Origin of the sequence: Kitasatospora sp. NPDC059146, assembly GCF_042786665.1 — a bacterium.
GTDB lineage: Bacteria > Actinomycetota > Actinomycetes > Streptomycetales > Streptomycetaceae > Kitasatospora.
On the sequence record NZ_JBHZCY010000084.1, the window covers coordinates 20,318 to 42,088 of the forward strand.

At 72.9% G+C, this 21,771-nt stretch carries 21 protein-coding genes; 17 read left to right on the top strand and 4 right to left on the bottom strand.

Annotated features, from left to right (window positions below):
• The 3 genes from hpnH to ACFXPX_RS29305 all read left to right on the top strand — a co-directional run bounded on the left by hpnH (position 1) and on the right by ACFXPX_RS29305 (position 4,466).
• The gene (gene hpnH, locus ACFXPX_RS29295) at positions 1-1,029 is read left to right on the top strand and encodes an adenosyl-hopene transferase HpnH (protein ID WP_360238793.1); all 1,029 of its coding nucleotides are present in this window, start codon (positions 1-3) and stop codon (positions 1,027-1,029) included.
• Between the two features lie 136 nt (positions 1,030-1,165).
• The gene (gene dxs, locus ACFXPX_RS29300; protein WP_380644033.1) at positions 1,166-3,076 is read left to right on the top strand and encodes a 1-deoxy-D-xylulose-5-phosphate synthase; all 1,911 of its coding nucleotides are present in this window, start codon (positions 1,166-1,168) and stop codon (positions 3,074-3,076) included.
• Entirely contained in the window at positions 3,066-4,466 is a 1,401-nt protein-coding gene (locus ACFXPX_RS29305; protein ID WP_380644034.1) for an aspartate aminotransferase family protein, read from the top strand. The genes dxs and ACFXPX_RS29305 overlap by 11 nt, the downstream gene beginning before the upstream one ends.
• Positions 4,467-4,546: 80 nt before the next feature.
• Here ACFXPX_RS29305 and ACFXPX_RS29310 read toward each other — a convergent pair whose 3' ends face one another.
• The gene (locus ACFXPX_RS29310; RefSeq protein ID WP_380522622.1) at positions 4,547-4,819 is read right to left on the bottom strand and encodes a DUF6343 family protein; all 273 of its coding nucleotides are present in this window, start codon (positions 4,817-4,819) and stop codon (positions 4,547-4,549) included.
• A gap of 77 nt (positions 4,820-4,896) precedes the next feature.
• Here ACFXPX_RS29310 and ACFXPX_RS29315 point away from each other — a divergent pair, with 77 nt between their 5' ends.
• Complete coding sequence (locus ACFXPX_RS29315) at positions 4,897-5,115, top strand: I78 family peptidase inhibitor (RefSeq protein WP_375885266.1); 219 nt, start codon at positions 4,897-4,899, stop codon at positions 5,113-5,115.
• A gap of 43 nt (positions 5,116-5,158) precedes the next feature.
• Here the strand turns inward: ACFXPX_RS29315 and ACFXPX_RS29320 are convergent, their stop codons facing one another.
• Together ACFXPX_RS29320 and fabG are read right to left on the bottom strand one after the other, a co-directional pair.
• On the bottom strand, positions 5,159-5,917 hold the full coding sequence (locus tag ACFXPX_RS29320; RefSeq protein ID WP_375885269.1) for a phosphatase PAP2 family protein: 759 nt from the start codon (positions 5,915-5,917) through the stop codon (positions 5,159-5,161).
• 231 nt (positions 5,918-6,148) lie between these two features.
• On the bottom strand, positions 6,149-6,916 hold the full coding sequence (gene fabG, locus ACFXPX_RS29325; RefSeq protein WP_380522623.1) for a 3-oxoacyl-ACP reductase FabG: 768 nt from the start codon (positions 6,914-6,916) through the stop codon (positions 6,149-6,151).
• A gap of 401 nt (positions 6,917-7,317) precedes the next feature.
• On the opposite strand from fabG, the gene ACFXPX_RS29330 reads away from it, so the two are divergent.
• Positions 7,318-8,184: a MarR family winged helix-turn-helix transcriptional regulator gene (locus ACFXPX_RS29330; RefSeq protein WP_375885276.1), complete on the top strand. Its 867-nt coding sequence runs from the start codon at positions 7,318-7,320 to the stop codon at positions 8,182-8,184.
• Positions 8,185-8,404: 220 nt separating this feature from the next.
• Here ACFXPX_RS29330 and ACFXPX_RS29335 read toward each other — a convergent pair whose 3' ends face one another.
• Positions 8,405-9,268, bottom strand: a complete 864-nt coding sequence (locus tag ACFXPX_RS29335; RefSeq protein WP_380644035.1) for an aldo/keto reductase — start codon at positions 9,266-9,268, stop codon at positions 8,405-8,407.
• Positions 9,269-9,720: 452 nt separating this feature from the next.
• Here ACFXPX_RS29335 and ACFXPX_RS29340 point away from each other — a divergent pair, with 452 nt between their 5' ends.
• The 12 genes from ACFXPX_RS29340 to ACFXPX_RS29395 all read left to right on the top strand — a co-directional run bounded on the left by ACFXPX_RS29340 (position 9,721) and on the right by ACFXPX_RS29395 (position 21,749).
• The gene (locus tag ACFXPX_RS29340) at positions 9,721-11,481 is read left to right on the top strand and encodes an ABC transporter transmembrane domain-containing protein (RefSeq protein ID WP_380589601.1); all 1,761 of its coding nucleotides are present in this window, start codon (positions 9,721-9,723) and stop codon (positions 11,479-11,481) included.
• Between the two features lie 43 nt (positions 11,482-11,524).
• A complete protein-coding gene (locus ACFXPX_RS29345; protein WP_380644036.1) occupies positions 11,525-13,303 on the top strand; it encodes an ABC transporter ATP-binding protein in 1,779 nt (592 codons plus the stop codon).
• Positions 13,304-13,431: 128 nt separating this feature from the next.
• Positions 13,432-13,677, top strand: coding sequence for a LapA family protein (locus tag ACFXPX_RS29350; RefSeq protein WP_375885285.1), 246 nt, complete (start codon positions 13,432-13,434; stop codon positions 13,675-13,677).
• A gap of 47 nt (positions 13,678-13,724) precedes the next feature.
• Entirely contained in the window at positions 13,725-14,453 is a 729-nt protein-coding gene (locus ACFXPX_RS29355) for an amino acid ABC transporter ATP-binding protein (RefSeq protein WP_375885320.1), read from the top strand.
• Between the two features lie 10 nt (positions 14,454-14,463).
• Positions 14,464-15,387, top strand: a complete 924-nt coding sequence (locus ACFXPX_RS29360; protein ID WP_380644037.1) for a glutamate ABC transporter substrate-binding protein — start codon at positions 14,464-14,466, stop codon at positions 15,385-15,387.
• Between the two features lie 12 nt (positions 15,388-15,399).
• Positions 15,400-16,044, top strand: a complete 645-nt coding sequence (locus tag ACFXPX_RS29365; RefSeq protein WP_375885288.1) for an amino acid ABC transporter permease — start codon at positions 15,400-15,402, stop codon at positions 16,042-16,044.
• Positions 16,041-16,907, top strand: a complete 867-nt coding sequence (locus ACFXPX_RS29370) for an amino acid ABC transporter permease (protein ID WP_375885290.1) — start codon at positions 16,041-16,043, stop codon at positions 16,905-16,907. Before ACFXPX_RS29365 ends, ACFXPX_RS29370 begins: the two co-directional genes overlap by 4 nt.
• Before the next feature lie 142 nt (positions 16,908-17,049).
• Positions 17,050-17,955, top strand: a complete 906-nt coding sequence (locus ACFXPX_RS29375) for a LysR family transcriptional regulator (RefSeq protein WP_360238866.1) — start codon at positions 17,050-17,052, stop codon at positions 17,953-17,955.
• A 109-nt stretch (positions 17,956-18,064) separates the two neighbouring features.
• Positions 18,065-18,646: a cysteine dioxygenase gene (locus tag ACFXPX_RS29380; RefSeq protein WP_375885293.1), complete on the top strand. Its 582-nt coding sequence runs from the start codon at positions 18,065-18,067 to the stop codon at positions 18,644-18,646.
• Positions 18,647-18,654: 8 nt separating this feature from the next.
• Positions 18,655-19,737: a YeiH family protein gene (locus ACFXPX_RS29385; protein WP_380522628.1), complete on the top strand. Its 1,083-nt coding sequence runs from the start codon at positions 18,655-18,657 to the stop codon at positions 19,735-19,737.
• A 175-nt stretch (positions 19,738-19,912) separates the two neighbouring features.
• Entirely contained in the window at positions 19,913-20,623 is a 711-nt protein-coding gene (locus tag ACFXPX_RS29390) for a spermidine synthase (protein WP_375885298.1), read from the top strand.
• A 106-nt stretch (positions 20,624-20,729) separates the two neighbouring features.
• Positions 20,730-21,749, top strand: coding sequence for a TetR/AcrR family transcriptional regulator C-terminal domain-containing protein (locus ACFXPX_RS29395; RefSeq protein WP_380644038.1), 1,020 nt, complete (start codon positions 20,730-20,732; stop codon positions 21,747-21,749).
• Positions 21,750-21,771: the final 22 nt, after the last annotated feature.

Consider the following 21,771-nt stretch of genomic DNA (forward strand, 5'->3'; position numbering starts at 1 on the left):
ATGGCCATGCCGTTGCGCCAGACCGTGCGGGTCGGCACCTACCTGATGCAGCAGAAGCTGCTCAAGCGACGGGACAAGTTCCCGCTGATCGTCGAGCTCGAACCGCTGTTCGCCTGCAACCTCGCCTGCGAGGGCTGCGGCAAGATCCAGCACCCGGCGGGTGTGCTCAAGCAGCGGATGCCGGTCGCCCAGGCGGTCGGCGCGGTCCTGGAGTCGGGTGCCCCGATGGTCTCGATCGCCGGCGGTGAGCCGCTGATGCACCCGCAGATCGACGAGATCGTCCGACAGCTGGTGGAGCGCCGCAAGTACGTCTTCCTCTGCACCAACGCGCTGCTGATGCGCAAGAAGATGGACAAGTTCAAGCCCTCGCCGTACTTCACCTTCGCCGTGCACATCGACGGCCTGCGCGAGCGGCACGACGAGTCGGTGGCCAAGGAGGGCACCTTTGACGAGGCGGTGGCGGCGATCAAGGAGGCCAAGCGGCGCGGCTTCCGGGTCACCACCAACAGCACCTTCTTCAACACCGACACCCCGCAGACCGTCATCGACGTCCTGGACTTCCTGAACGACGAGCTCAAGGTCGACGAGATGATGATCTCCCCGGCCTACGCCTACGAGAAGGCCCCCGACCAGGAGCACTTCCTCGGCGTCGAGCAGACCCGGGAGCTCTTCCGAAAGGCCTTCGCCGGGGGCAACCGGAAGCGGTGGCGCCTCAACCACAGCCCGCTCTTCCTGGACTTCCTGGAGGGCAAGGCCGACTTCGAGTGCACCCCCTGGGGCATCCCCAACTACTCGCTGTTCGGCTGGCAGCGGCCCTGCTACCTGATGGCCGACGGCTACGTGCCCACCTACCGCGAGCTGGTCGAGAAGACCGACTGGAGCAAGTACGGGCGCGGCAAGGACCCGCGCTGCGAGAACTGCATGGCCCACTGCGGCTACGAGCCGACCGCCGTCCTGGCCACCATGGGCTCGCTCCAGCAGTCGCTGCGCGCCATCACCGAGACCGTCAGCTCCAACCGGGGGCGCTGAGCCCGGGCCGGGCCGCCCGGTACCGCAGCCGTCCCGCGTCCTGAGCTCCCGTCCGGCCCGGGCCGTCGTGCCCGGGCCGGCCCCGCCCCGGTGGGCGGAGGCACCACCGCACCGCTCCGAGTCGTGAGGTGTACCCATGTCACTGCTCTCCCGCGTCACGTCCCCGGCCGAGCTGCGCAAGCTCCCGGCCGCCGAACTGCCGCTGCTCGCCGACGAGATCCGCGACTTCCTGATCGACGCCGTCACCCGCACCGGCGGCCACCTCGGGCCCAACCTCGGCGTGGTGGAGCTGACCATCGCGCTGCACCGGGTCTTCGACTCGCCGTACGACCGGATCGTCTTCGACACCGGCCACCAGAGCTACGTCCACAAGCTGCTCACCGGCCGCCAGGACTTCTCCAGGCTGCGGATGAAGGGCGGCCTGTCCGGCTACCCCTCCCGGGCCGAGTCCGAGCACGACCTGGTGGAGAACTCGCACGCCTCCACCGCGCTCTCCTACGCCGACGGGCTCGCCAAGGCCAGCCAGCTGCTCGGCCAGTACGACCGGCACACCGTCGCGGTGATCGGCGACGGCGCGCTCACCGGCGGACTCGCCTGGGAGGCGCTGAACAACATCGCCGAGGCCCGCGACCGGCCGCTGGTCATCGTCGTCAACGACAACGAGCGCTCCTACGCCAGGACCGTCGGCGGACTGGCCCACCACCTGGCCACCCTGCGCACCACCCAGGGCTACGAGCGCTTCCTCGCGCTCGGCAAGGAGGCGCTGCAGCGCACCCCGCTGGTCGGCCAGCCGATCTTCGACGCGCTGCACGGCGCCAAGAAGGGCTTCAAGGACGCCTTCGCCCCGCAGGGCATGTTCGAGGACCTCGGGCTCAAGTACCTGGGCCCGATCGACGGCCACGACCTGGGCGCGGTCGAGCAGGCGCTGCGGCAGGCCCGGAACTTCGGCGGCCCGGTGATCGTGCACTGCCTGACCGTCAAGGGACGCGGCTACCGCCCCGCCGAACAGGACGAGGCGGACCGCTTCCACGCCGTCAACCCGATCGACCCGTACACCTGCCTGCCGATCTCGCCCAGCGCCGGGGTCTCCTGGACCTCGGTGTTCGGGGAGGAGCTGCTCGCGCTCGGCGCCGAGCGGCCCGACCTGGTGGCGATCACCGCGGCGATGCTCCAGCCGGTCGGGCTGGCGCCGTTCGCCAAGGCGTACCCGGACCGGACCTTCGACGTCGGGATCGCCGAGCAGCACGCCGTCACCAGCGCGGCGGGCCTGGCCACCGGCGGGCTGCACCCGGTGGTGGCGGTCTACGCGACCTTCCTGAACCGGGCCTTCGACCAGGTCCTGATGGACGTCGCGCTGCACCGGCTGGGCGTCACCTTCGTGCTCGACCGCTCCGGGGTCACCGGTTCGGACGGCGCCTCGCACAACGGCATGTGGGACCTGTCCGTGCTCCAGGTCGTCCCCGGGCTGCGGCTCGCCGCGCCGCGCGACGCCGAGCAGCTGCGGGCCCAGCTGCGGGAGGCCGTCGAGGTCGAGGACGCGCCGACCGTGGTCCGCTTCCCCAAGGGCAACGTCGGGCCGGTCGTCGAGGCGGTCGAACGGATCGGCGGGACGGACGTGCTGCTGCGCACCGGACCGGCGCCGGAGATCCTGCTGGTGGCCGTCGGGGTCACCGCCGCCGCCTGCCTGGACGCCGCCCGGCTGCTGCTCGCCGAGGGCTTCACCGCGACCGTGGTCGACCCGCGCTGGGTCAAACCGGTCGATCCGGCCCTGGCCCGGCTCGCCGCCGCCCACCGGCTGGTGGTCACCGTCGAGGACGGCGGCCGCACCGGCGGCGTCGGTTCGGCCGTCGCCCAGGCGCTGCGCGACGCCGACGTGGACGTCCCGGTGCGGGTGCTCGGCCTGCCGCAGGAGTTCCTCGGCCACGCCGCCCGCGGCGAGATCCTGGAGGAGACCGGCCTGACCGGCACCGGGGTCGCGGCCCAGACCGCCGTCTTCGCCAAGAACCTGCTACCGACCCGAGGAGCGAACCCGCGCCATGCCGGCTGACCCCGACCGCCCCGCCTTCGACCTCGCCGCCCTCCTCGCCGAACGCGGCGGTGAGCGGTACGAGCTGCACAGCCGCCACCTCAACCCGCAGCTGCCGCGGATGCTCCGCACCATCGGCTTCGACAAGTACTACGAGCGGGCGCAGGGCCAGTACTTCTACGACGCCGAGGGCAACGAGTACCTCGACATGCTGGCCGGCTTCGGCATCTTCGCGCTCGGCCGGCACCACCCGGTGGTGCGGTCGGCGGTCCGGCAGGTGATGGACCTGGACCTGCCGGACCTGGTCCGCTTCGACTGCTCGCCGCTGCCCGGGCTGCTGGCCGAGCGGCTGCTCTCGTACGCGCCCGGACTGGACCGGGTGTTCTTCGGCAACAGCGGCACCGAGGCGGTGGAGACCGCGTTGAAGTTCGCCCGGTACGCCACCGGCCGCCGGCGCGTCCTCTACGCCGACCACGCCTTCCACGGGCTGACCACCGGCTCGCTGTCCGTCAACGGGGAGAGCGGCTTCCGCAAGGGCTTCGAACCGTTGCTGCCGGACACCGCCATCCCGCTCGGCGACATCGGGGCGCTGGCCAAGGAGTTGAAGCGCGGGGACGTCGCCGCGCTGATCGTCGAGCCGATCCAGGGCAAGGGCGTCCAGGCGCCGCCGCCCGGCTGGCTGCGGGCGGCCCAGGCGCTGCTGCACGAGCACAAGGCGCTGCTGATCTGCGACGAGGTGCAGACCGGGATCGGCCGCACCGGCGCGTTCTTCGCCTACCAGCACGAGGAGGGCGTGCTGCCGGACCTGGTGTGCGCGGCCAAGGCGCTCTCCGGCGGGTACGTGCCGGTCGGGGCCACGCTCGGCAAGAGCTGGATCTTCGAGAAGGTGTACTCCTCGATGGACCGGGTGCTGGTGCACTCGGCCAGCTTCGGGTCCAACGCCCAGGCGATGGCGGCCGGGCTGGCGACCCTGGAGGTGATGCGCGAGGAGAAGGTGGTGGAGAACGCCCGGCAGGTCGGCGACCGCTTCCGCGAGCGGCTGACGGCCCTGATCGACCGGTACGAGCTGCTCGCCGAGGTGCGCGGTCGCGGGCTGATGATCGGCATCGAGTTCGGCCGGCCCAGGTCGTTGAAGCTGCGCACCGGTTGGACGGCCCTCCAGGCCGCGCGCAAGGGGCTGTTCGCGCAGATGGTGGTCGTCCCGCTGCTGCAGCGGCACCGGATCCTGACCCAGGTGTCCGGGGACCACCTGGAAGTGATCAAGCTGATCCCGCCGCTGATCATCACCGACCGGGACGTGGACCGGTTCGTCGACGCGTTCACCGAGATCATGGACGAGGCCCACCGGGGCAACGGCCTGATGTGGGACTTCGGCCGGACGCTGGTGAAGCAGGCGGTCGGCAACCGGTAGGGCCGCTCTTCCCGCTCCCGCCCGCGGCTCGGAGCGGGAAGTCGGCCCGGCCGGCTTCCCACTCCGTGGGAGACACCGCGTCAGAGCTCGGTCCGGCGGCGCCGGACGACCACCACGAGATCGACGACGGCGAACAGGGTGAGCAGCCCGAGGGCGACGGCGAAGCCGGTCAGGGTGCCCCGGCCGGGGGCGCCGTCCACCGGGGAGGAGGCCGCCCAGTACGCGAAGCCGGCCGTCCCCAGGGCGAACAGCGGGGTGAAGGTCAGCGACAGCAGGTAGCGGAGCTTGAGGTCGCTGCGGGCGGTGGCCGGCTCGGTGCCGCTGCGCCACCGCCGCGGCGTCGTGGCACGCATGCGCGTTCACCTCCGGGCCGCGCGGGTGGGGGCTACGATTCCAGCGTACGTCCGAGGGGGAGAGCCGGGGAGGCGCTGTGACGGGTGCGGACGCCGTGGGGGCGGGCACGACGGGGGAGGACGCCGAGGGCTACGCGGGGCTGCGGATCGAGCGGGCCCGGGAGCTGGCCCGGCGGCACGGCTGGGCCTCGGTCCGGGTGCTGGAACCGGGGCAGCTGATGACCATGGAGTACCGGGAGGGGCGGCTGAACCTCGCGGTGCGGGACGGTGTGGTGGAGCGCAGCTGGGAGGGGTAGCGCCCGCTCGCGGCGGCGGCGTCGTCGGTGGTGGCGGCAGGGTTCAGCGTGCGAACCGGCGGTGCAGCCGTTGTTCGGCCACCGCGAGCAGCGGCTCCAGCAGGGGCAGGGAGAGCAGCACCAGCAGCCCGGCGGCCCAGCCGGCCAGCACGTCGGAGACCCAGTGGGTGCCCAGGTAGACGGTGGTCAGGCCGATCGAGCAGGCGGTGGCGGCGGCGATCAGCGCGCCGGTGCGCTGCCAGCGGACCGCGAGGTAGGCCAGCACGCCCCAGGTCACCACGGCGTTGGCGGTGTGGCCGGAGGGGAAGATGGTGCCGCCGGAGAACAGCTCGGGGGAGCCGACGTACTGGGCGTAGTGCGGTCCGAGCCGGCCGGTGAGGATCTTGACGGCGCCGACCGTGATGTTGAGGAGCAGCAGGGCGACGCCCATCACCAGCAGCGGGCGCAGCCGCCCGAGGCGGTGGGCGCGCCAGAGCAGCCAGGCGAACGCGGCGATGGCGCTGGGTCCGCGCTGCCCGGCGATCACCCAGGTGTCGAGCAGCGGCTCCAGGCTGGGCCACCGCTCGTACGGGCGGAGCAGGCGCACCGACCAGTCGAGGTCGACCAGGTCGGTGTTGAGCAGGACGCCGGCCAGGACGAGCAGGTAGGCGGCGAGGGTGGCGGCGAACAGGGCGGCCCGGCGGCGGCTCATCGGTGGCCAGCCGGGCTCGCCGCGGTCGGGGCGGGGGAGCTCCCGGCGGTCGGCGGTGCGGCGATCCGGCCCCTGTCGCGGAATGCGAGCGGCGGTACTTCTGGATTGCACGGGGTGACCATACCCATCTGGGCGAGGCCATTCCTGAGGGAATTGTCATTTTCCCGGGAAATCGACAATTGGGGCTGCCCCGGGCGACCCGGGGAGTGATTTCCGCTATTCCTGGATCGAATGCCCGTGTGGTCTTCGAATGATTCTGCAAAAGCCCCGGTAAAGAAAACGGAGTGGGCGGCCGGTTCGACCGGCTTCCCACTCCGTGGTAACCCTGTGTAGGTTCAGTGCTCAGTCGAGGGGGCCACCCGCGACGTAGATCACCTGGCCGGAGACGAAGCCGGCGGCCTCGCCGGCGAGGAAGGAGATGGTGTTGGCGACGTCCTCGGGCTCTCCGACGCGCTGGACCGGGATCTGGGAGGCCGCGGCCCGCTTGAAGTCCTCGAAGTCCATGCCGACCCGGGCGGCGGTGGCCGCCGTCATGTCCGTGGCGATGAAGCCGGGGGCCACCGCGTTGGCCGTGATGCCGAACTTGCCCAGCTCGATGGCCAAAGTCTTGGTGAAGCCCTGGAGGCCAGCCTTGGCGGTCGAGTAGTTGGCCTGGCCGCGGTTGCCCTGGGCGGAGGAGGAGGACAGGTTGACGATGCGGCCGAAGCCGGCGTCCACCATGTGCTTCTGCACCGCGCGGGTCATCAGGAAGGCGCCGCGGAGGTGGACGTTCATGACCGTGTCCCAGTCGGACTCGGACATCTTGAAGAGCAGGTTGTCGCGGAGCACCCCCGCGTTGTTGACCAGCACGACGGGGGCGCCGAGCTCGGCGGCCACGCGGTCGACGGCGGCCTGGACCTGCTCGGCGTCCGCGACGTCGGCGCCGACGGCCAGCGCGCGCCCGCCGGCGGCGGTGATCCGGTCGACGGTGTCCTTGCCGGCGGCCTCGTCCAGGTCCAGGACGGCCACCGCGTAGCCGTCGGCGGCCAGTCGGACGGCCGTGGCGGCGCCGAGGCCGCGGGCGGCGCCGGTGACGACCGCCACCCGGGTGGCGGTGCTCTGCTCGGTCATGCTCGCTCTCGTCTCTCTCGGGGTGCCTCCGGGGAGTGGCCCCGGGGAGGGTGCCCATACCCTACCGGCGGGTAGGGGAGGCGGCCAGGGTGGAGAGGCGCAGGTGACGGTCGGTAAGGACCGACCGGTCGGCTTTCTGCTGAGAACGGGTTACTGCAAGGGTGTGGCAGCGCGTAAATATGCCAATGTTGCCGAACCTGCGTCTACTATCCGCCCCTGCCTGCCAGCAAGGGCCTGCCGTTTGTATAGTGTCCGCCAGCAGCCACCGGCTGCACGGCTGGAGCGCCCTCCCTCATAGCTGGACGCCCACTCGCCGTTACTGCCCCACCCGGGTGTCCCACACACACCGGGTGTGACATCGGGACGGATACATGGTGCTGGGGGAGATCCCGACAACCCGCGTGTCCGCGCGACTGCAGCAGTCGCCCGGACACCTCATTCGCGTTGCACAGCAGGTTCACACCCGTCTGTGGTCCGAGCACGTCGGAGCCGATCTCACGGCTCCGCAGTTCGCGGTCCTGCTGGTCCTCGCCCTCGAACCGGGGGCGGACCAGCGGACCGTCGGCGAGCGAGCCTCGCTGGACAAGGCCACGATGGCGGAGATGGTCGCGCGGCTGGTCCGCCGCGGCCTCGTGCTGCGACGGCGCGACCCGGCCGACGGCCGGCGCAAACTGCTCGCCCTCTCGCAGAGCGGTGCCCAGGCGGTGCGCGAGGCCACCGGTGGTGTGGTCCGCGTCCAGCGGGTGCTGTTCGAGCCGCTCACGCCGGACGAGCAGGTCGAAATCGTCCGGGTGATGGCCAAGATAGCCAGGCTGGAACCCGCGGCCGTGGCCGTCTTCACCGACGCGCGGCCGATACTGGACGCCCAGCGGGCGATCGGCTACCTGATCAGGGTCGGCCAGCAGGTGCACACCAAGCTCTGGTCGGAGCACGTCGGCGCGGACCTGACGGCCCCGCAGTACGCCGTGCTGGACGCGCTGGAGCTGGAGCCGGGCGCGGACCAGCGCACGGTCGGCGAGCTGGCCTCGCTGGACAAGGCCACGATGGCCGAGATGGTCAGCCGGCTGGTGCGCCGCGGTCTGGTGCAGCGCCGGCGCGACCCCTCGGACGGGCGGCGCAACCTGCTCTCGCTCTCACCGGCGGGTCAGGACCTGCTGCACCGCTCGGCCGCCGGAGTGGCCGAAGTCCAGCGCTTGCTGCTCGCTTCGCTCGCGGAGGAGGAGCACGCGACGGCGCTCGCGCTCATCGCCAAGGCGGCCAGGCTCTAGCCCAAGCTTTGGTAACAACAGCCAAAACGATTCACCAAGTCTCCTGAGGCCCACGGCCGTCGGTAGCGACCGATGGTCGGGGTCGGTGAATCCGGGCACGCCGAAGTACCGCTCGTCCCTCTCCGGAATGAGCGGTACTTCGATATGACCGACAGTCAGGATCGCTGTCGTCGTTGTCGGGGGCGCCGGGCCTGGTCGGCCGGCGCCCCCGCGGCGCCCGTCAGTTCCAGTCGAACCCCTGCGGGTCCGGGCCGATCCGCTTGCCGGTGGCCACGCCCGCGATCGCCGCGAGGTCCTCGGCGTCCAGCTCGAAGCCGGTGACGTCCAGGTTCTCCCGGATGCGGGACGGGGTGACCGACTTCGGGATGGCGATCACGCCGCTCTGCAGGTGCCAGCGGAGCACCACCTGGGCGACCGTGCGGCCGTGCTTCCCGGCGATCTCCACCAGCGCCGGCTCGGCCAGCAGCTCCCCGCCCTGGCCCAGCGGGCTCCACGCCTCGGTGGCGATGCCGTGCTCGGCGTGGAAGGCGCGCAGCTCCTCCTGCGGGAAGTACGGGTGCAGCTCGACCTGGTTCAGCACCGGGACGACCGAGGCCTCGTCGAGCAGGCGGGTCAGCTGCTCCTGGCCGAAGTTGGAGACGCCGATCGACTTGACCCGGCCGCCCTCCTTCAACTGCTCCAGGGCCTTCCAGACGTTCAGGAAGGTGCCGTGCATCGGGCGCGGCCAGTGGATCAGGTACAGGTCGAGGTAGTCGAGCCCGAGCTTGTCCAGCGAGGCGTCGAACTCGCGCAGCACCGCGTCGCGGCCCTGCTCGCCCGACCAGTCGCGGGTGCCCGAGTTCCACAGCTTGGTGGTGACGTAGAGGTCCTCGCGGGCCAGGCCGCCCGCCAGTGCCTCGGTGACGGCCGCGCCGGTGCCGGCCTCGTTCTCGTAGATCGCCGCGGTGTCGATCGAGCGGTAGCCCGCCGCGATCGCCTCGCGCACGGCGGGGGTCGCCCGGGCGTCCTCGACCTGCCACACGCCGAAGCCGAGCTGGGGGATCTGAGCGCCGTCGTTCAGGGTGACGCTGGGGATGTTGCTCACGGGAAGGGGTGCCTTCCTGGTCGTCCGTTGTTTCCAGAGGGGGCAACCGGTGCCCCGGCACGATTGTTCCCGCCGTTCGGGCGAATCTTTGGGGAAGCTTTACGACGGCGTGGCGTGCGCCGGGCCCGTGCCACGGGGGTGCGCGCCAGGGCGTGCGGAGGGCGTGCGGCGGGGGCGGCGGAAAACCTGTTGCGTGGATCACAGTGGGCTTGGCAGGCTCGCGGACATGACCTCCTGAGATCCGGGTCCTTCGTACCCATGCGCTGCCCGTCCGGCCGCCAGCCGCCGGACGCGCCGATGTCGCCGCGCCGTCGCGCCGCGCCTCCGGGTGTCCGTTCCCGCGCGACCGCGGGCCGCCCGTGCCTCCCGCACCTCCCGTACTCCCGCGCCCCGCGCACGTCTTGCACACCTCGCACCATCCGCACCCCTCGCACCCCTCGCATCGGAGTGTCATGCCGCTCACCCCACTGCCGCTGGCCGACCCCGGCAGTCCCGACCTCTCCTCGCCCCTGGCCTTCCTGCGCTGGCTGCAGCGCGCCCAGCGGCGCGGTCAGGTCCGTGCCACCTGCTGGGCGCTGATCGAGATGGGCGCCCAGGCCGCCCTGCCGGTGCCGCTCGGGCGCGGCGTCCAGGCCGCCGTCGACGGTGACGCCGGCGGGATCTGGCGGGCCGGCGCGCTGGCCCTGCTGCTGGCCGCCACCGCCTCGGTCGGCACCGTGCTGCTGCACCGGCAGGCGGTCTGGAACTGGATCCACGCCGCCTGCCACGTGCGGCAGTTGGTCGCCGGGCAGGCCTCGCACCTGGGTGCCGGGCTGTCCCGGCGGATCGCCACCGGCGAGGTGGTCGCGGTCGGCAGCGGGGACGTCGAGCGGATCGGCTGGTACGTCGAACTGGTCGCCCGGGTCCGGGCCGCGGTGATCGTCTGGCTGGCCGTCAGCGCGGTGGTGCTGGTGGTCGAACCGGTGCTCGGGATCGGGGTGCTGCTCGGCGTCCCGGTGCTGGCGGCCTCGGTGTGGCCGCTGATCGGGCCGTTCGAGCGGCGCTACACCGAGCAGCGCGAGCTCGGCGGCAAGGCGACCGAGCTGGCCGCCGACACGGTGGCCGGGCTGCGGGTGCTGCGCGGCATCGGCGGCGAGGACCTCTTCCTGGAGCGGTACCGGGCGGCCTCCCAGAAGGTCCGGGCGGCGGCCGTCCGCTCGGCCCGGCTGTGGTCGCTGATGCAGGCCCAACAGGTGCTGCTGCCCGGGCTGTTCGTGGTCGGGGTCACGTGGTACGGCGCCCGGCTGGCGGCCTCCGGCGAGCTCGGCGTGGGCACCCTGATCGGGGTGTACGGCGCGACCGCCTTCCTGGCCGCACCGCTGCGGATCCTGGGCGAGGCGGCGCACGCCTGGAGCGTCGCCCGGGTCTCCGCCGGGCGGGCCGTGCGGGTGCTCTCGCTCAGCCGGACCAGTGGCGGGGCCGACGGCGTGCTGACCGGTCCGGGCCGGTCCGACCTGCACGACCCCACCACCGGGCTGACCGTCCGGGCCGGCGAGCTGACCGCGGTGGTCTGCGGGGACCCGGACTTCGCCGGGGCGCTCGCCGAGCGGCTCGGCGGCCACGTCCCGCTGGCCGAGGGCGAGCGGGCCCTGCCCTCGGTGCGGCTCGGCGGCACCGAGCTGGACACCGTGCCGCTGGCCGAGGCCCGGGCGGCGGTGCTGGTCCACGACAAGGAGCCGGTGCTGCTCTCCGGCACGCTGGCCGAACTGCTGGACGTGCCCTCCTCCGGCCGGGTCCCGGTCGCGGACGCGCTCGCCGCGGCCCGCTCCGAGGACGTGCTGGAGGCGCTGGTGGACGGCTCGCCGGACTGCGAGGGCGACCCGATGCGGGCCCGGATCACCGAACGCGGGCGCTCGCTCTCCGGCGGGCAGCGCCAGCGGCTCGCCCTGGCCCGCGCGCTGCTGGCCGACCCGCCCGTCCTGGTGCTGGATGAGCCCACCAGCGCGGTGGACGCCCACACCGAGTCCCGGATCGCCGCCGGCCTGCGGGACACCCGGGCCGGGCGCACCACCGTGGTGTTCGCCACCAGTCCGCTGCTGCTCGACCGGGCCGACCGGGTGGTGCTGCTGCGGGAGGGGCGGGTGGTGGCGGCCGGGCGGCACCGCGAACTGATGCGCACCGAGCCGGCCTACCGGGCCGTGGTCACCCGGGACGAGGAGGCCGCGCAGGTATGAGCACCGCCGTCAACCGTCCCATCCCGTACGCGAGGAGTACGTCATGAAGCCCCCCGTCCACCAGGAGCAGGGGCCGGTCACCACCCTGCCGGTCGGCTCCCCGGCCGCCGTGCGCGGCTACCTGGGGGTGCTGGCCCGGCGGCACCGGGGCGGGTTCGCCACGGTGGTGTCGCTGCACTCGGTGGCCACCCTGGCCGGGCTGGTCGGGCCCTGGGTGCTCGGCAACCTGGTCGAGTCGCTGGCCACCGGTACCGCCGGGGCCACCATCGCGGTGGCGGTCGGCTGGTACCTGCTGGCGCTGGTCGTGCAGTCCGCGTTCACCGGCTGGTCGCGGCTGCGCGGTGCGGTGCTCGGCGAGCGGGTGCTGGCCGACCTGCGCGAGGACTTCCTGGTCCGCTCCGTCGCGCTGCCGACCGGCGTGCTGGAACGCGCCGGCACCGGGGACCTGGTCTCCCGCGGCACCACCGACATCGACCGGCTGGACAAGTCGGTGCGCGAGGCGGTGCCCGAACTCGCCGTCGCGGTGGTGTCCCTGCTGCTGGTGCTCGGCGCCCTGCTGGTCACCTCGCCGCTGCTCGCGCTGACCTCGCTGGTCGGGCTGCCGCTGCTGCTGGCCAGCTCTCGCTGGTACTTCCGGCGCGCCCCGCAGTCCTACCGCAACGAGGCGGCCGGGTACGCGGCGGTCAGCAACGTGCTGGCCGAGACGGTGGACGCCGGGCGGACGGTCGAGACACTGCGCCTGGGCGAGCAGCGGGTCCGGCTGACGGACCGCAAGCTGCGCGAGTGGCTGGCCTGGGAGCGCTACACCCTGTGGCTGCGCTCGGTCTGGTTCCCGACCATCGACGCCGTCTACACCTCGGCGGTGCTGGCCACCCTGGTGGTCGGCGGGCTGCTCACCCTCCGGGGTTGGCTCACCGTCGGCCAGTTGACCACCGGCGTGCTGTACGCGCAGATGCTCACCGGCCCGGTCGACCTGATCCTGCGCTGGTACGACGAACTGCAGATCGGGCAGGCCTCGTTGGCCCGGCTGGTCGGCGTGCACGAGGTGCCGGAGCACCAGGGCGACGAGTCGGCCCGCCCGGAGGGCCGCCGGGTCGAGGCCCGGGACGTCCGCTTCGGCTACCGCGAGGGCGCGGACGTGCTGCACGGGATCAGCCTGGACGTCGCCCCGGGCAGCCGGGTCGCGCTGGTCGGCCCGTCCGGGGCGGGCAAGTCCACCCTCGGGCGGCTGCTGGCCGGGATCTACGCGCCCGGCCGCGGCAGTGTCACCCTCGGCGGGGCGGCGCTGTCCCGGATGCCCGCGGAGCGGGTGCGGGCGGAGGTCGCCCTGGTCAACCAGGAGCACCACGTGTTCGTCGGCACCCTGCGGGACAACCTGCGGCTCGCCGCGCCCGAGGCGGACGACACCGGACTGCGGGCCGCGCTGGACGCGGTGGACGCCGGGGCCTGGGTGGACGCCCTCCCGGACGGCCTGGACACCGAGGTCGGCTCCGGCGGCACCGCGCTGACCGCGCCGCAGGCGCAGCAGCTCGCCCTGGCCCGGCTGGTGCTGGCGGATCCGCACACCCTGGTGCTGGACGAGGCCACCTCGCTGCTGGACCCGCGGGCCGCCCGGCACCTGGAGCGGTCGCTGTCCCGGGTGCTGGAGGGCCGTACGGTCATCGCGATCGCCCACCGGCTGCACACCGCGCACGACGCGGACGTGATCGCGGTGGTCGAGGGCGGGCGGATCAGCGAGTACGGCAGCCACCCGGAGCTGGTCGCGGCCGGCGGCCCGTACGCGGCGCTCTGGCGCTCCTGGCGGGACGAGCGCCAGCGGTAGGCGCGGGCGGGGGAGAGTGACGCGGGTTCGAAACCCGCTCGGGGCCGGATTGCCCCGTGCGGGTTACTCCCTCGCCGGTAAGGGCGCGTAACCGGGCAAATCGTCAGCCCGGACAGCAGACTGCTCCGGTGACCAAGACTTCAGACGGCTCGTCCCGGCCTCAGCGCAGCGAGATCGGCGGGATCCCCACGCGGTACATCGGGATCGGCGTCATCGTGATCCTCGCGGTGTGGTTCCTGTTCGCCAACCTCGACAAGGTCAAGATCCAGTTCTGGGTGTTCACCGTGACCGCGCCGCTCTGGATCGCGCTGCTGGCGACGCTGCTCGCCGGCGGGGTGCTTGGCTGGCTGTTGAAGGGACGGCGCGGCCGGTGAGCACCGCCCCCGAACCGGCCCCGACCGGTTCCCCGGCCTTCACCCCGCTGATCGAGCTGCGCGGGGTCAACAAGCACTTCGGCGAGCTGCACGTGCTGCAGGACATCGAGCTGACGGTCGGTCGCGGCGAGGTCGTCGTGGTGATCGGACCGTCCGGCTCCGGGAAGTCCACGCTCTGCCGGGCGATCAACCGGCTGGAGCCGATCGAACGCGGCACCATCCTGATCGACGGGCAGCCCCTGCCCGCGGAGGGCAAGGGGCTGGCCCGGCTGCGCGCCGAGGTCGGCATGGTGTTCCAGTCCTTCAACCTGTTCGCGCACAAGACCGTGCTGCAGAACGTCTCGCTCGCCCAGATCAAGGTGCGCGGCCGGGCCAAGGCCGAGGCGGAGACCAAGTCCCGGGCGCTGCTGGAGCGGGTCGGGCTGGCGTCGCAGGCCGACAAGTACCCGGCCCAGCTCTCCGGCGGACAACAGCAGCGGGTGGCGATCGCCCGGGCGCTGGCGATGGACCCCAAGGCGCTGCTGTTCGACGAGCCCACCTCGGCCCTCGACCCCGAGATGATCAACGAGGTGCTGGACGTGATGCGCCAGCTCGCCAGCGAGGGCATGACGATGGTCGTGGTCACCCACGAGATGGGTTTCGCCCGGGCGTCGGCGAACCGGGTGGTGTTCATGGCGGACGGCCGGATCGTCGAGGACCGCGCCCCGGAGGCCTTCTTCAACGCCCCCGAGAGCGAGCGCGCCCGGGACTTCCTGTCCAAGATCCTGAAGCACTGAGGGCGGCGCCGTGAACCGAAGGACGACGCCCGCCGCGCGGGTGCGCGCACGCCTGACCGCCGCGGCCCTGCTGCTCGCCGTGCTGGCGACCGGCTGCGGCAAGGCCGGCACCCCGCCCCCCAAGGGCCCCCAGCCCGGCGCGCTGCCCAGCTACCAGGTGCAGGACGCCGCCTCGATCACCGGCTCGTCGACCCTGGACGCCGCCCGCGGCCGGGGCCACCTGGTGGTCGGCGCCAAGGAGGACCAGCCGTACCTGGGCCAGAAGAACCCGGCCACCGGCGTGTACTCCGGCTTCGACATCGAGATCGCCAAGATGGTCGGCGCCTCGCTCGGCTTCCCGCCGGAGCGGATCCAGTTCAAGACCATCGCCTCGGCCAACCGCGAGACCGCGCTGCAGAACGGCCAGGTGGACTACTACGTCGGCACCTACACCATCAACGACAACCGGAAGAAGCTGGTCGGCTTCGCCGGGCCGTACTTCGTCGCGGGGCAGTCGCTGCTGGTGCGCAAGAACGACAACAGCATCCACGGTCCGCAGGACCTGAACGGCAAGAAGGTCTGCTCGGCGGCCGGCTCGACGCCGTACCAGCGCATCCAGTCGCAGTACCCCAAGGCGCACCTGATCGGCTACGACACCTACTCGGCCTGCGTGGACAACCTGATCACCGGCCAGGTCGACGCCGTCACCACGGACAACGCGATCCTGCTGGGCTACGCGGCCAAGGTCCCGGACGAGCTCAAGGTGGTGGGCCCGCTGTTCTCCACCGAGCCGTACGGGATCGGCACGCCGAAGAACGACACCGTGCTGCGCGGGGCGCTGGACGACGCGTTGGCGCACCACGAGCAGAACGGCGACTGGAAGAAGGCCTTCGACGCGACCCTCGGGCTGTCCGGGGAAGCCGCGCCCACCCCGCCGCCGATCGACCGGTACTGAGAGGGCCGCGCCGTGAAAACGCTGACCGACAACTGGTCGACCTACTGGGACGGCTTCCTCGGCACGCTCTCGCTGTTCGCGGTGAGCGCCGTGCTGTCACTGCTGCTGGGCGTGCTGATCGCGGGCTTCCGGGTCTCGCCCGTCCGGCCGCTGCGGGTGTTCGGGACGGTGTGGGTGACGCTGCTGCGCAACACGCCGCTGACCCTGCTGTTCTTCATCGTGGTGCTGGGCCTGCCCCGGTTCGACATCACGCTGCCCTTCTACACCTTCGCCGTGCTGGCGCTCGGCTGCTACACCTCGGCCTTCGTCTGCGAGGCGATGCGCTCGGGCATCAACACCGTGCCGCCCGGGCAGGGCGAGGCGGCCCGCAGCCTGGGGATGAGCTTCGGGCAGACGATGGGCCTGGTGGTGCTGCCGCAGGCGTACCGCTCGGTGGTGGCGCCGATCGGCAGCGTGATGATCGCGCTGGCGAAGAACACGGCGATCGCCGGTTCGTTCAGCGTGACCGAGCTGCTGGGCACCTACCGGACCATCAACGAGCTGGGCTACAGCATCGTCTGGACCTTCGTCTGGATCGCCGTCGGCTACCTGATCATCACCCTGGCCGTCAGTGCCGTCTTCAACCTGCTGGAACGACGAGTGGCGGTGTCCCGATGACCGTTGGAGCCTCGGCGCTGTACGACATCCCCGGCCCGAAGGCGCTGGCCCGGCACCGGCTGTACGGCGGGATCGCGCTGCTGCTGATCGCGGCGCTGATCGGCTGGATCGTCTACATGCTGTTCCACACCCACCAGTTCACCTACGCCAAGTGGGAGCCCTTCGAGTACCGGGGCGTGCAGGACCTGCTGCTGCGCGGGCTGGGCAACACCCTCCAGGCCTTCGGCTGGACGGCGCTGTTCGCGCTGCCCTTCGGCGCGCTGTTCGCGGCCGGGCGGCTGTCCGACCACCGGGTGGTGCGCTGGTTCTCCACGCTGGTGGTGGAGTTCTTCCGGGCCATGCCGCTGCTGGTGATGATCTTCTTCGTGTTCGTCGCCCTCAAGGTGCAGCCGCTCTGGGCGCTGGTGGCCGGGCTGGTGCTCTACAACGGCTCGGTGCTGGCCGAGGTGTTCCGGGCCGGCGTGCTCGCGGTGCCCAAGGGCCAGCGGGAGGCCGCGTACGCGCTGGGGATGCGCAAGACCCAGGTGATGACGTACGTGCTGGTGCCGCAGGCCAACCGGGCGATGCTGCCGGCGATCATCAGCCAGCTGGTGGTCGCGCTCAAGGACACCTCGCTCGGCTTCCTGATCACCTACGAGGAGTTCCTGCACGCGGGGAAGCTGATCGCCACCAACCTGGACTACGACCTGCCGTTCATCCCGGTGGTGATGGTGATCGCGCCGATCTACATCGGGATGTGCCTGCTGCTGTCCTGGCTCGCCCGCTGGGTCGAGCGGCGCAGCCGGCGCAGTCCGAGCGTGCGGGGCGGGGCACCGGTGGCCAAGGCGGGGGTGGCGATGGGGCTGCCGCCGTCGGCCCGGTGAGGACCCGGGCGGCCGCACCGGTGGGACGGGCGGTTCGGGACTGAACCATAGGTGCCGAAGGGGTCGAGGCCTGGACCTCCAAATTCCTCTTATGATTGCGGAGGCAGGCGGCAGACGACCGGGCGGAGGGGCCATGGAGCCGGTGTTCGACTCGCGGCACATCAGGACGTTCCACGAAGTCGTCCGGGCCGGTTCCTACTCGGCCGCGGCCCGGGAACTCGGCTACACCCAGCCCGCGATCACCCAGCAGATGAAGGCGCTCGAACGCACCGTCGGCGTCCCGCTGTTCACCCGCGCCGGGCGCGGCCTGCGGCTCACCGAGGCCGGCGAGGCGCTCTCCCGGCACGCCGAGCTGATCCTCGGCAGCCTCTCCGCGGCCCAGCAGCAACTCGCCGCGCTCGCCCGGCTGCGCGCCGGGCGGGTCCGGGTCTGCGCGTTCCCCAGCGCCAACGCCACCCTGATACCCGAGGCGATGGCCCGGCTGCTCGCCGAGCACCCCGGCGTCCGGGTCGAGCTGCTGGAGGCCGAGCCGCCGGACTCCGTCCAGCGGCTGCTGCGCGGGGAGTGCGACATCGCGCTGGCCTTCCGCTACCCCGGCCAGGCCACCGAGCTGCCGGACGGACTGGACGAGATCCCGCTGATGGAGGACCTGCTCACGGTGCTGCTGCCGGTCGGGCACCCGCTCGGCCGCCGGCACGCCGTCCGGCTGGCCGACCTCGACGGCGAGCGCTGGATCGCCGGCTGCCCGCGCTGCCGGGCCAACCTGCTGCACGTCTGCGCGGAGGAGGGCTTCGCGCCCGACATCGTGTTCTCCACCGACGACAACCTGGCGGTGCAGAGCCTGGTCGCCGCCGGGGTGGGGATCGCGCTGATGCCCGCGCTGGTGCTCTCCTTCATGTGCCACCGCAAGGTCACCGGGCGCGCCGTCGAGCCGCACCTGCGGCGGCAGGTGAGCGCGTACGTGCTGCGCGAGCACCGGCGGATCCCGGCCACCGGGCTGGTGCTGGACCACCTGCGGCAGGCGGCGGCGAGCCGGGTCGGCTGCTGACCGGGCGCCGCGGGCGCCGGCGGGCTGGGGTAATCCATAAGCATGAGTAGGGGTGATGCTTAGAAACCCTCGTTGGACGTGATAGGTCGGGTGGCCCGAACCTGCTGGCATGACACCCCCAGCCACGGTCGGCAGCGACCGGCTCACCGAGCGGATGACCGCACTGGTCAGCGAGATCCGCGCCGTCGTGGACCGCGGACTGCCCCCCGAACTCACCGCGTACCTGGTCGGCGAACGCCTCGCCCCCCACCTGCTCGCCGCCCCCGACGGCCCCGACGCGCTGCTCACCCCCGCCCAGTGCGAGGGCGACCCGCAGCGCTACCGCCAGCACGTCGTGCACGCCGAGGCCGACGGCAGCTTCTCCGTCGTCGCCCTGGTCTGGCTGCCCGGCCAGCAGACCCCGATCCACGACCACGTCTCCTGGTGCGTGGCCGGCGTCCACCGGGGCCAGGAGAGCGAGACCCGCTACCGGCTGATCTCCGACGGGCGCACCTCCCGCCTGGTCGAGACCGAGCACGTGGCCGGCCCGGCCGGGACGGTCGCCGCCTTCGCCCCGCCCGGCGACATCCACCTGGTGCGCAACGCCTGCGGCACCACCGCCATCTCCATCCACGTGTACGGCGCGGACGTCTCCCGGCTCGGCACCAGCATCCGGCGGGTGTACCAGCTCCCCGCCGACCAGGAGCGGTGAGCGGCGGCGTGGCACTCACCCTCCGCGAGCGGGCCACCCGTACCCGCTCGCTCCCCCCGCTCGGCGGGGACGCCCCCGGTCTGCTGCTCGCGGCGGTCGGGGTGGCCGCCGCGATCGCCGTCCACGCGGCCGTCCCCGCCGTGCCCAAGCTCACCGCCGCCGTCGTGCTCGGCATGGCGGCGGCCCACCTGCCCGGGCTGCGCCCGGTGGTCCGCGGGGTCGCCCGGTCCGGGCTGTCGACGGCCGGGAAGCGGCTGATGCGGCTCGGGATCGTGCTGCTGGGACTCAAGCTCAGCCTGGACGACGTGCTCGGCCTCGGCTGGGCCACCGTCGCGATGGTGCTCACCGTGGTCGCCGCCACCTTCGCCGGCACGCTCTGGCTGGGCCGGCGGCTCGGGCTGCCCGGCGACCAGCCGCTGCTGGTCGCCACCGGGTACTCGATCTGCGGGGCCTCGGCGATCGGCGCGGTCAGCCAGGCCGCGGGCAGCGAGGAGGAGGACGTCGCCTCCTCGGTCGCGCTGGTCACCCTGTGCGGAACCCTGGCGATCGCCGTACTGCCCTTGCTGCAGCACCCGTTGGGGCTCGGCGAGATCGAGTTCGGGCGCTGGGTCGGGGCGAGCGTGCACGACGTCGGGCAGGTGGTCGCCACCGCGCAGACCGGTGGCCCCGGCGCGCTGCGCGAGGCCGTGCTGGTCAAGCTGATGCGGGTGGTGCTGCTGGCGCCGCTGGTCGCGGGCGTGGCCGTGACGGTACGGCGCAACGCGCGCGCCGCGCGCCGGGCGGGCGCGGACGGTGCGGACGGTGCGGACGGTGCGGCGAAGGCCGGCCGTCGGCCGCCGATCGTGCCGCTGTTCGTGGCGGGCTTCCTGGCGATGATCGTGCTGCGGACCACCGGGGTGCTGCCCGAGCGGGCCCTCACCCTGGCCGGGGACGCGCAGGAACTGCTGCTGGCCGCCGCGCTGTTCGGGCTCGGCAGTGCGGTGCACCTGCCGACCATGGCGAAGACCGGTGGGCGGATCGCGCTGCTCGGGCTCGGGTCCTGGGTGGTGGTCGCGGGGGTGTCGTACGCGGGGGTGCTGCTCACGACCTGAGCGACCTGAGCGACCTGGGCGACCTGGGCGGTGCGGGCGCGGCAGTCGTACGCGTGTCCCGCCGCCCACCGGCCCGGTTCGATCACTCGGTCCGGTGGGCGGGACTCGGTTATCGTCGGGCGGGGATCGCCCCCCACGGGGCGAAGCACGCCGCCGAGTCCGCCGAGGAGAAAGCATGACCACCGCACTGCCCGAACGGGACGCCCACGAGGCCGTCGTCACGCTCGACCGGCGGGAGGGCCCGTACGGCGAGGTGGTGCTGCGGCAGCGCGGCCGGCACTACGAGATCATCGCCAACGGCTGCTTCCTGATGGACACCGCGGACGGGCGCTCCGAACGGCTGCTGATCCAGGCGGCCTTGGACGAACTGGACCGCACCGGCGCCGGCCCGGCCGCGCCGTCGGTGCTGATCGGCGGACTCGGGGTCGGCTTCTCCCTCGCGTACGCGGCCGCCGAACCGCGCTGGGGGCGGATCGCCGTCGTCGAGCGGGAGAGCGCGATCATCGACTGGCACCGCTCCGGCCCGCTCGGCGGCTTCTCCGACGGCGCGCTGGACGACGCGCGGGTCTCGGTGATCCACACCGACCTGCTGGAGTACCTGGCCGCCGCCGACGGCGAGCGCTACGACGCGCTGTGCCTGGACATCGACAACGGGCCGGACTGGACCGTCACCGACTCCAACGCCGGGCTCTACGGGGCGGACGGGCTCGCGGTGCTGTGGCACCGGCTGCGGCCCGGCGGGGTGCTGGCGGTGTGGAGCGCCCAGCCCTCGACGGACTTCGAGGAGGCGCTGCGGGCCGCCGGATTCTCGGACGTCGTGACCGAGGAGGTCCCGGTGAGCCGGGGCGTGCCGGACGTGGTGCACCTGGCGCGCCGGGCCGGCTGAACCCGGCGCCGCGCAGGCCGGTCGGGACCGGACGGTCGGCGGCCGGCGCTGCTAGCGTGGGCGGCCGCGACGCGAGGGCGTGTCGGGTCGAGCGGGTGGTGGTGTGGTGGAGAGCGGGTCGCCTTCGGAGCGGATCACGGCCGAGCTCCGACGTCGGATCGCGGCGGGGGAGTTGCGGCCGGGCGCCCGGGTGCCCTCGACGCGGCGGATCGTGCAGGAGTGGGGCGTGGGGATGGCCACCGCGACCAAGGTGCTGAACCGCCTGCGCGAGGAGGGCCTGGTGCGGGCCGTCCCCGGGGTGGGGACGGTGGTGGCGGCCCGGCCGGCGGCTCCGACGGCTGCGCCCGCCGGGAGTCCGGCTCCGGCCGCGGGTCCTGCCGCCGCTCCTGCCGTGACGCCGGTCGCGACCCCGGCGCCGACGGGCGGGCGGCGGCGGGCGAAGGGCGGCGAGCGGGAGCTCGGCCGGGAGCGGATCGTCGCGGTGGCGGTGCAGGTGGCCGACGCCGAGGGGCTCGCGGCGCTGTCGATGCGTCGGATCGCGACCGAGCTGGGCGTGGCGACCATGTCGCTCTACCGCCATGTGCCCGGCAAGGACGAGCTGTTGCGGCTGATGCTGGACAAGGCCTTCGGCGAACAGCCGCTCCCCGGGGCACCGGCGCCGGACTGGCGGACGGGCCTGGACGAGATCGCACGCCTGCAGTGGCGGATCTACCGGCGCCACCCGTGGCTGGCCTCCACCATGTCCTTCACCCGGCCGGTGCTGGCGCCCGACGCGGCGCTGCACACCGAGCGGTCGCTGGCGGCGCTGGCGGGGACGGGGCTGAGCCTGGCGGAGATGGCCCAGGCCTCGGTCAGCCTGGCGGCCTTCACCTGCGGGCTGGCGGTCCACTTCGAGCGGGAGGCGCAGGCCGAGCAGGACAGCGGGATGTCCGCGGACGAGTGGATGGACCGGCTGGACGACCGGGACCACGACCTGCTGATGACGGACCCGGAGCGGTTCCCGATGTTCGACGCGCTGAACCGGGGGCCGGAGATCGACATGGGCCTGGACGCGCTGTTCGAGTTCGGGCTGGCGCGGATGCTGGACGGGGTGGAGGCGCTGATCGCGGTGCGGGGGAGCGGCTGACGGCCGGCGGCCGGCGGCTTTC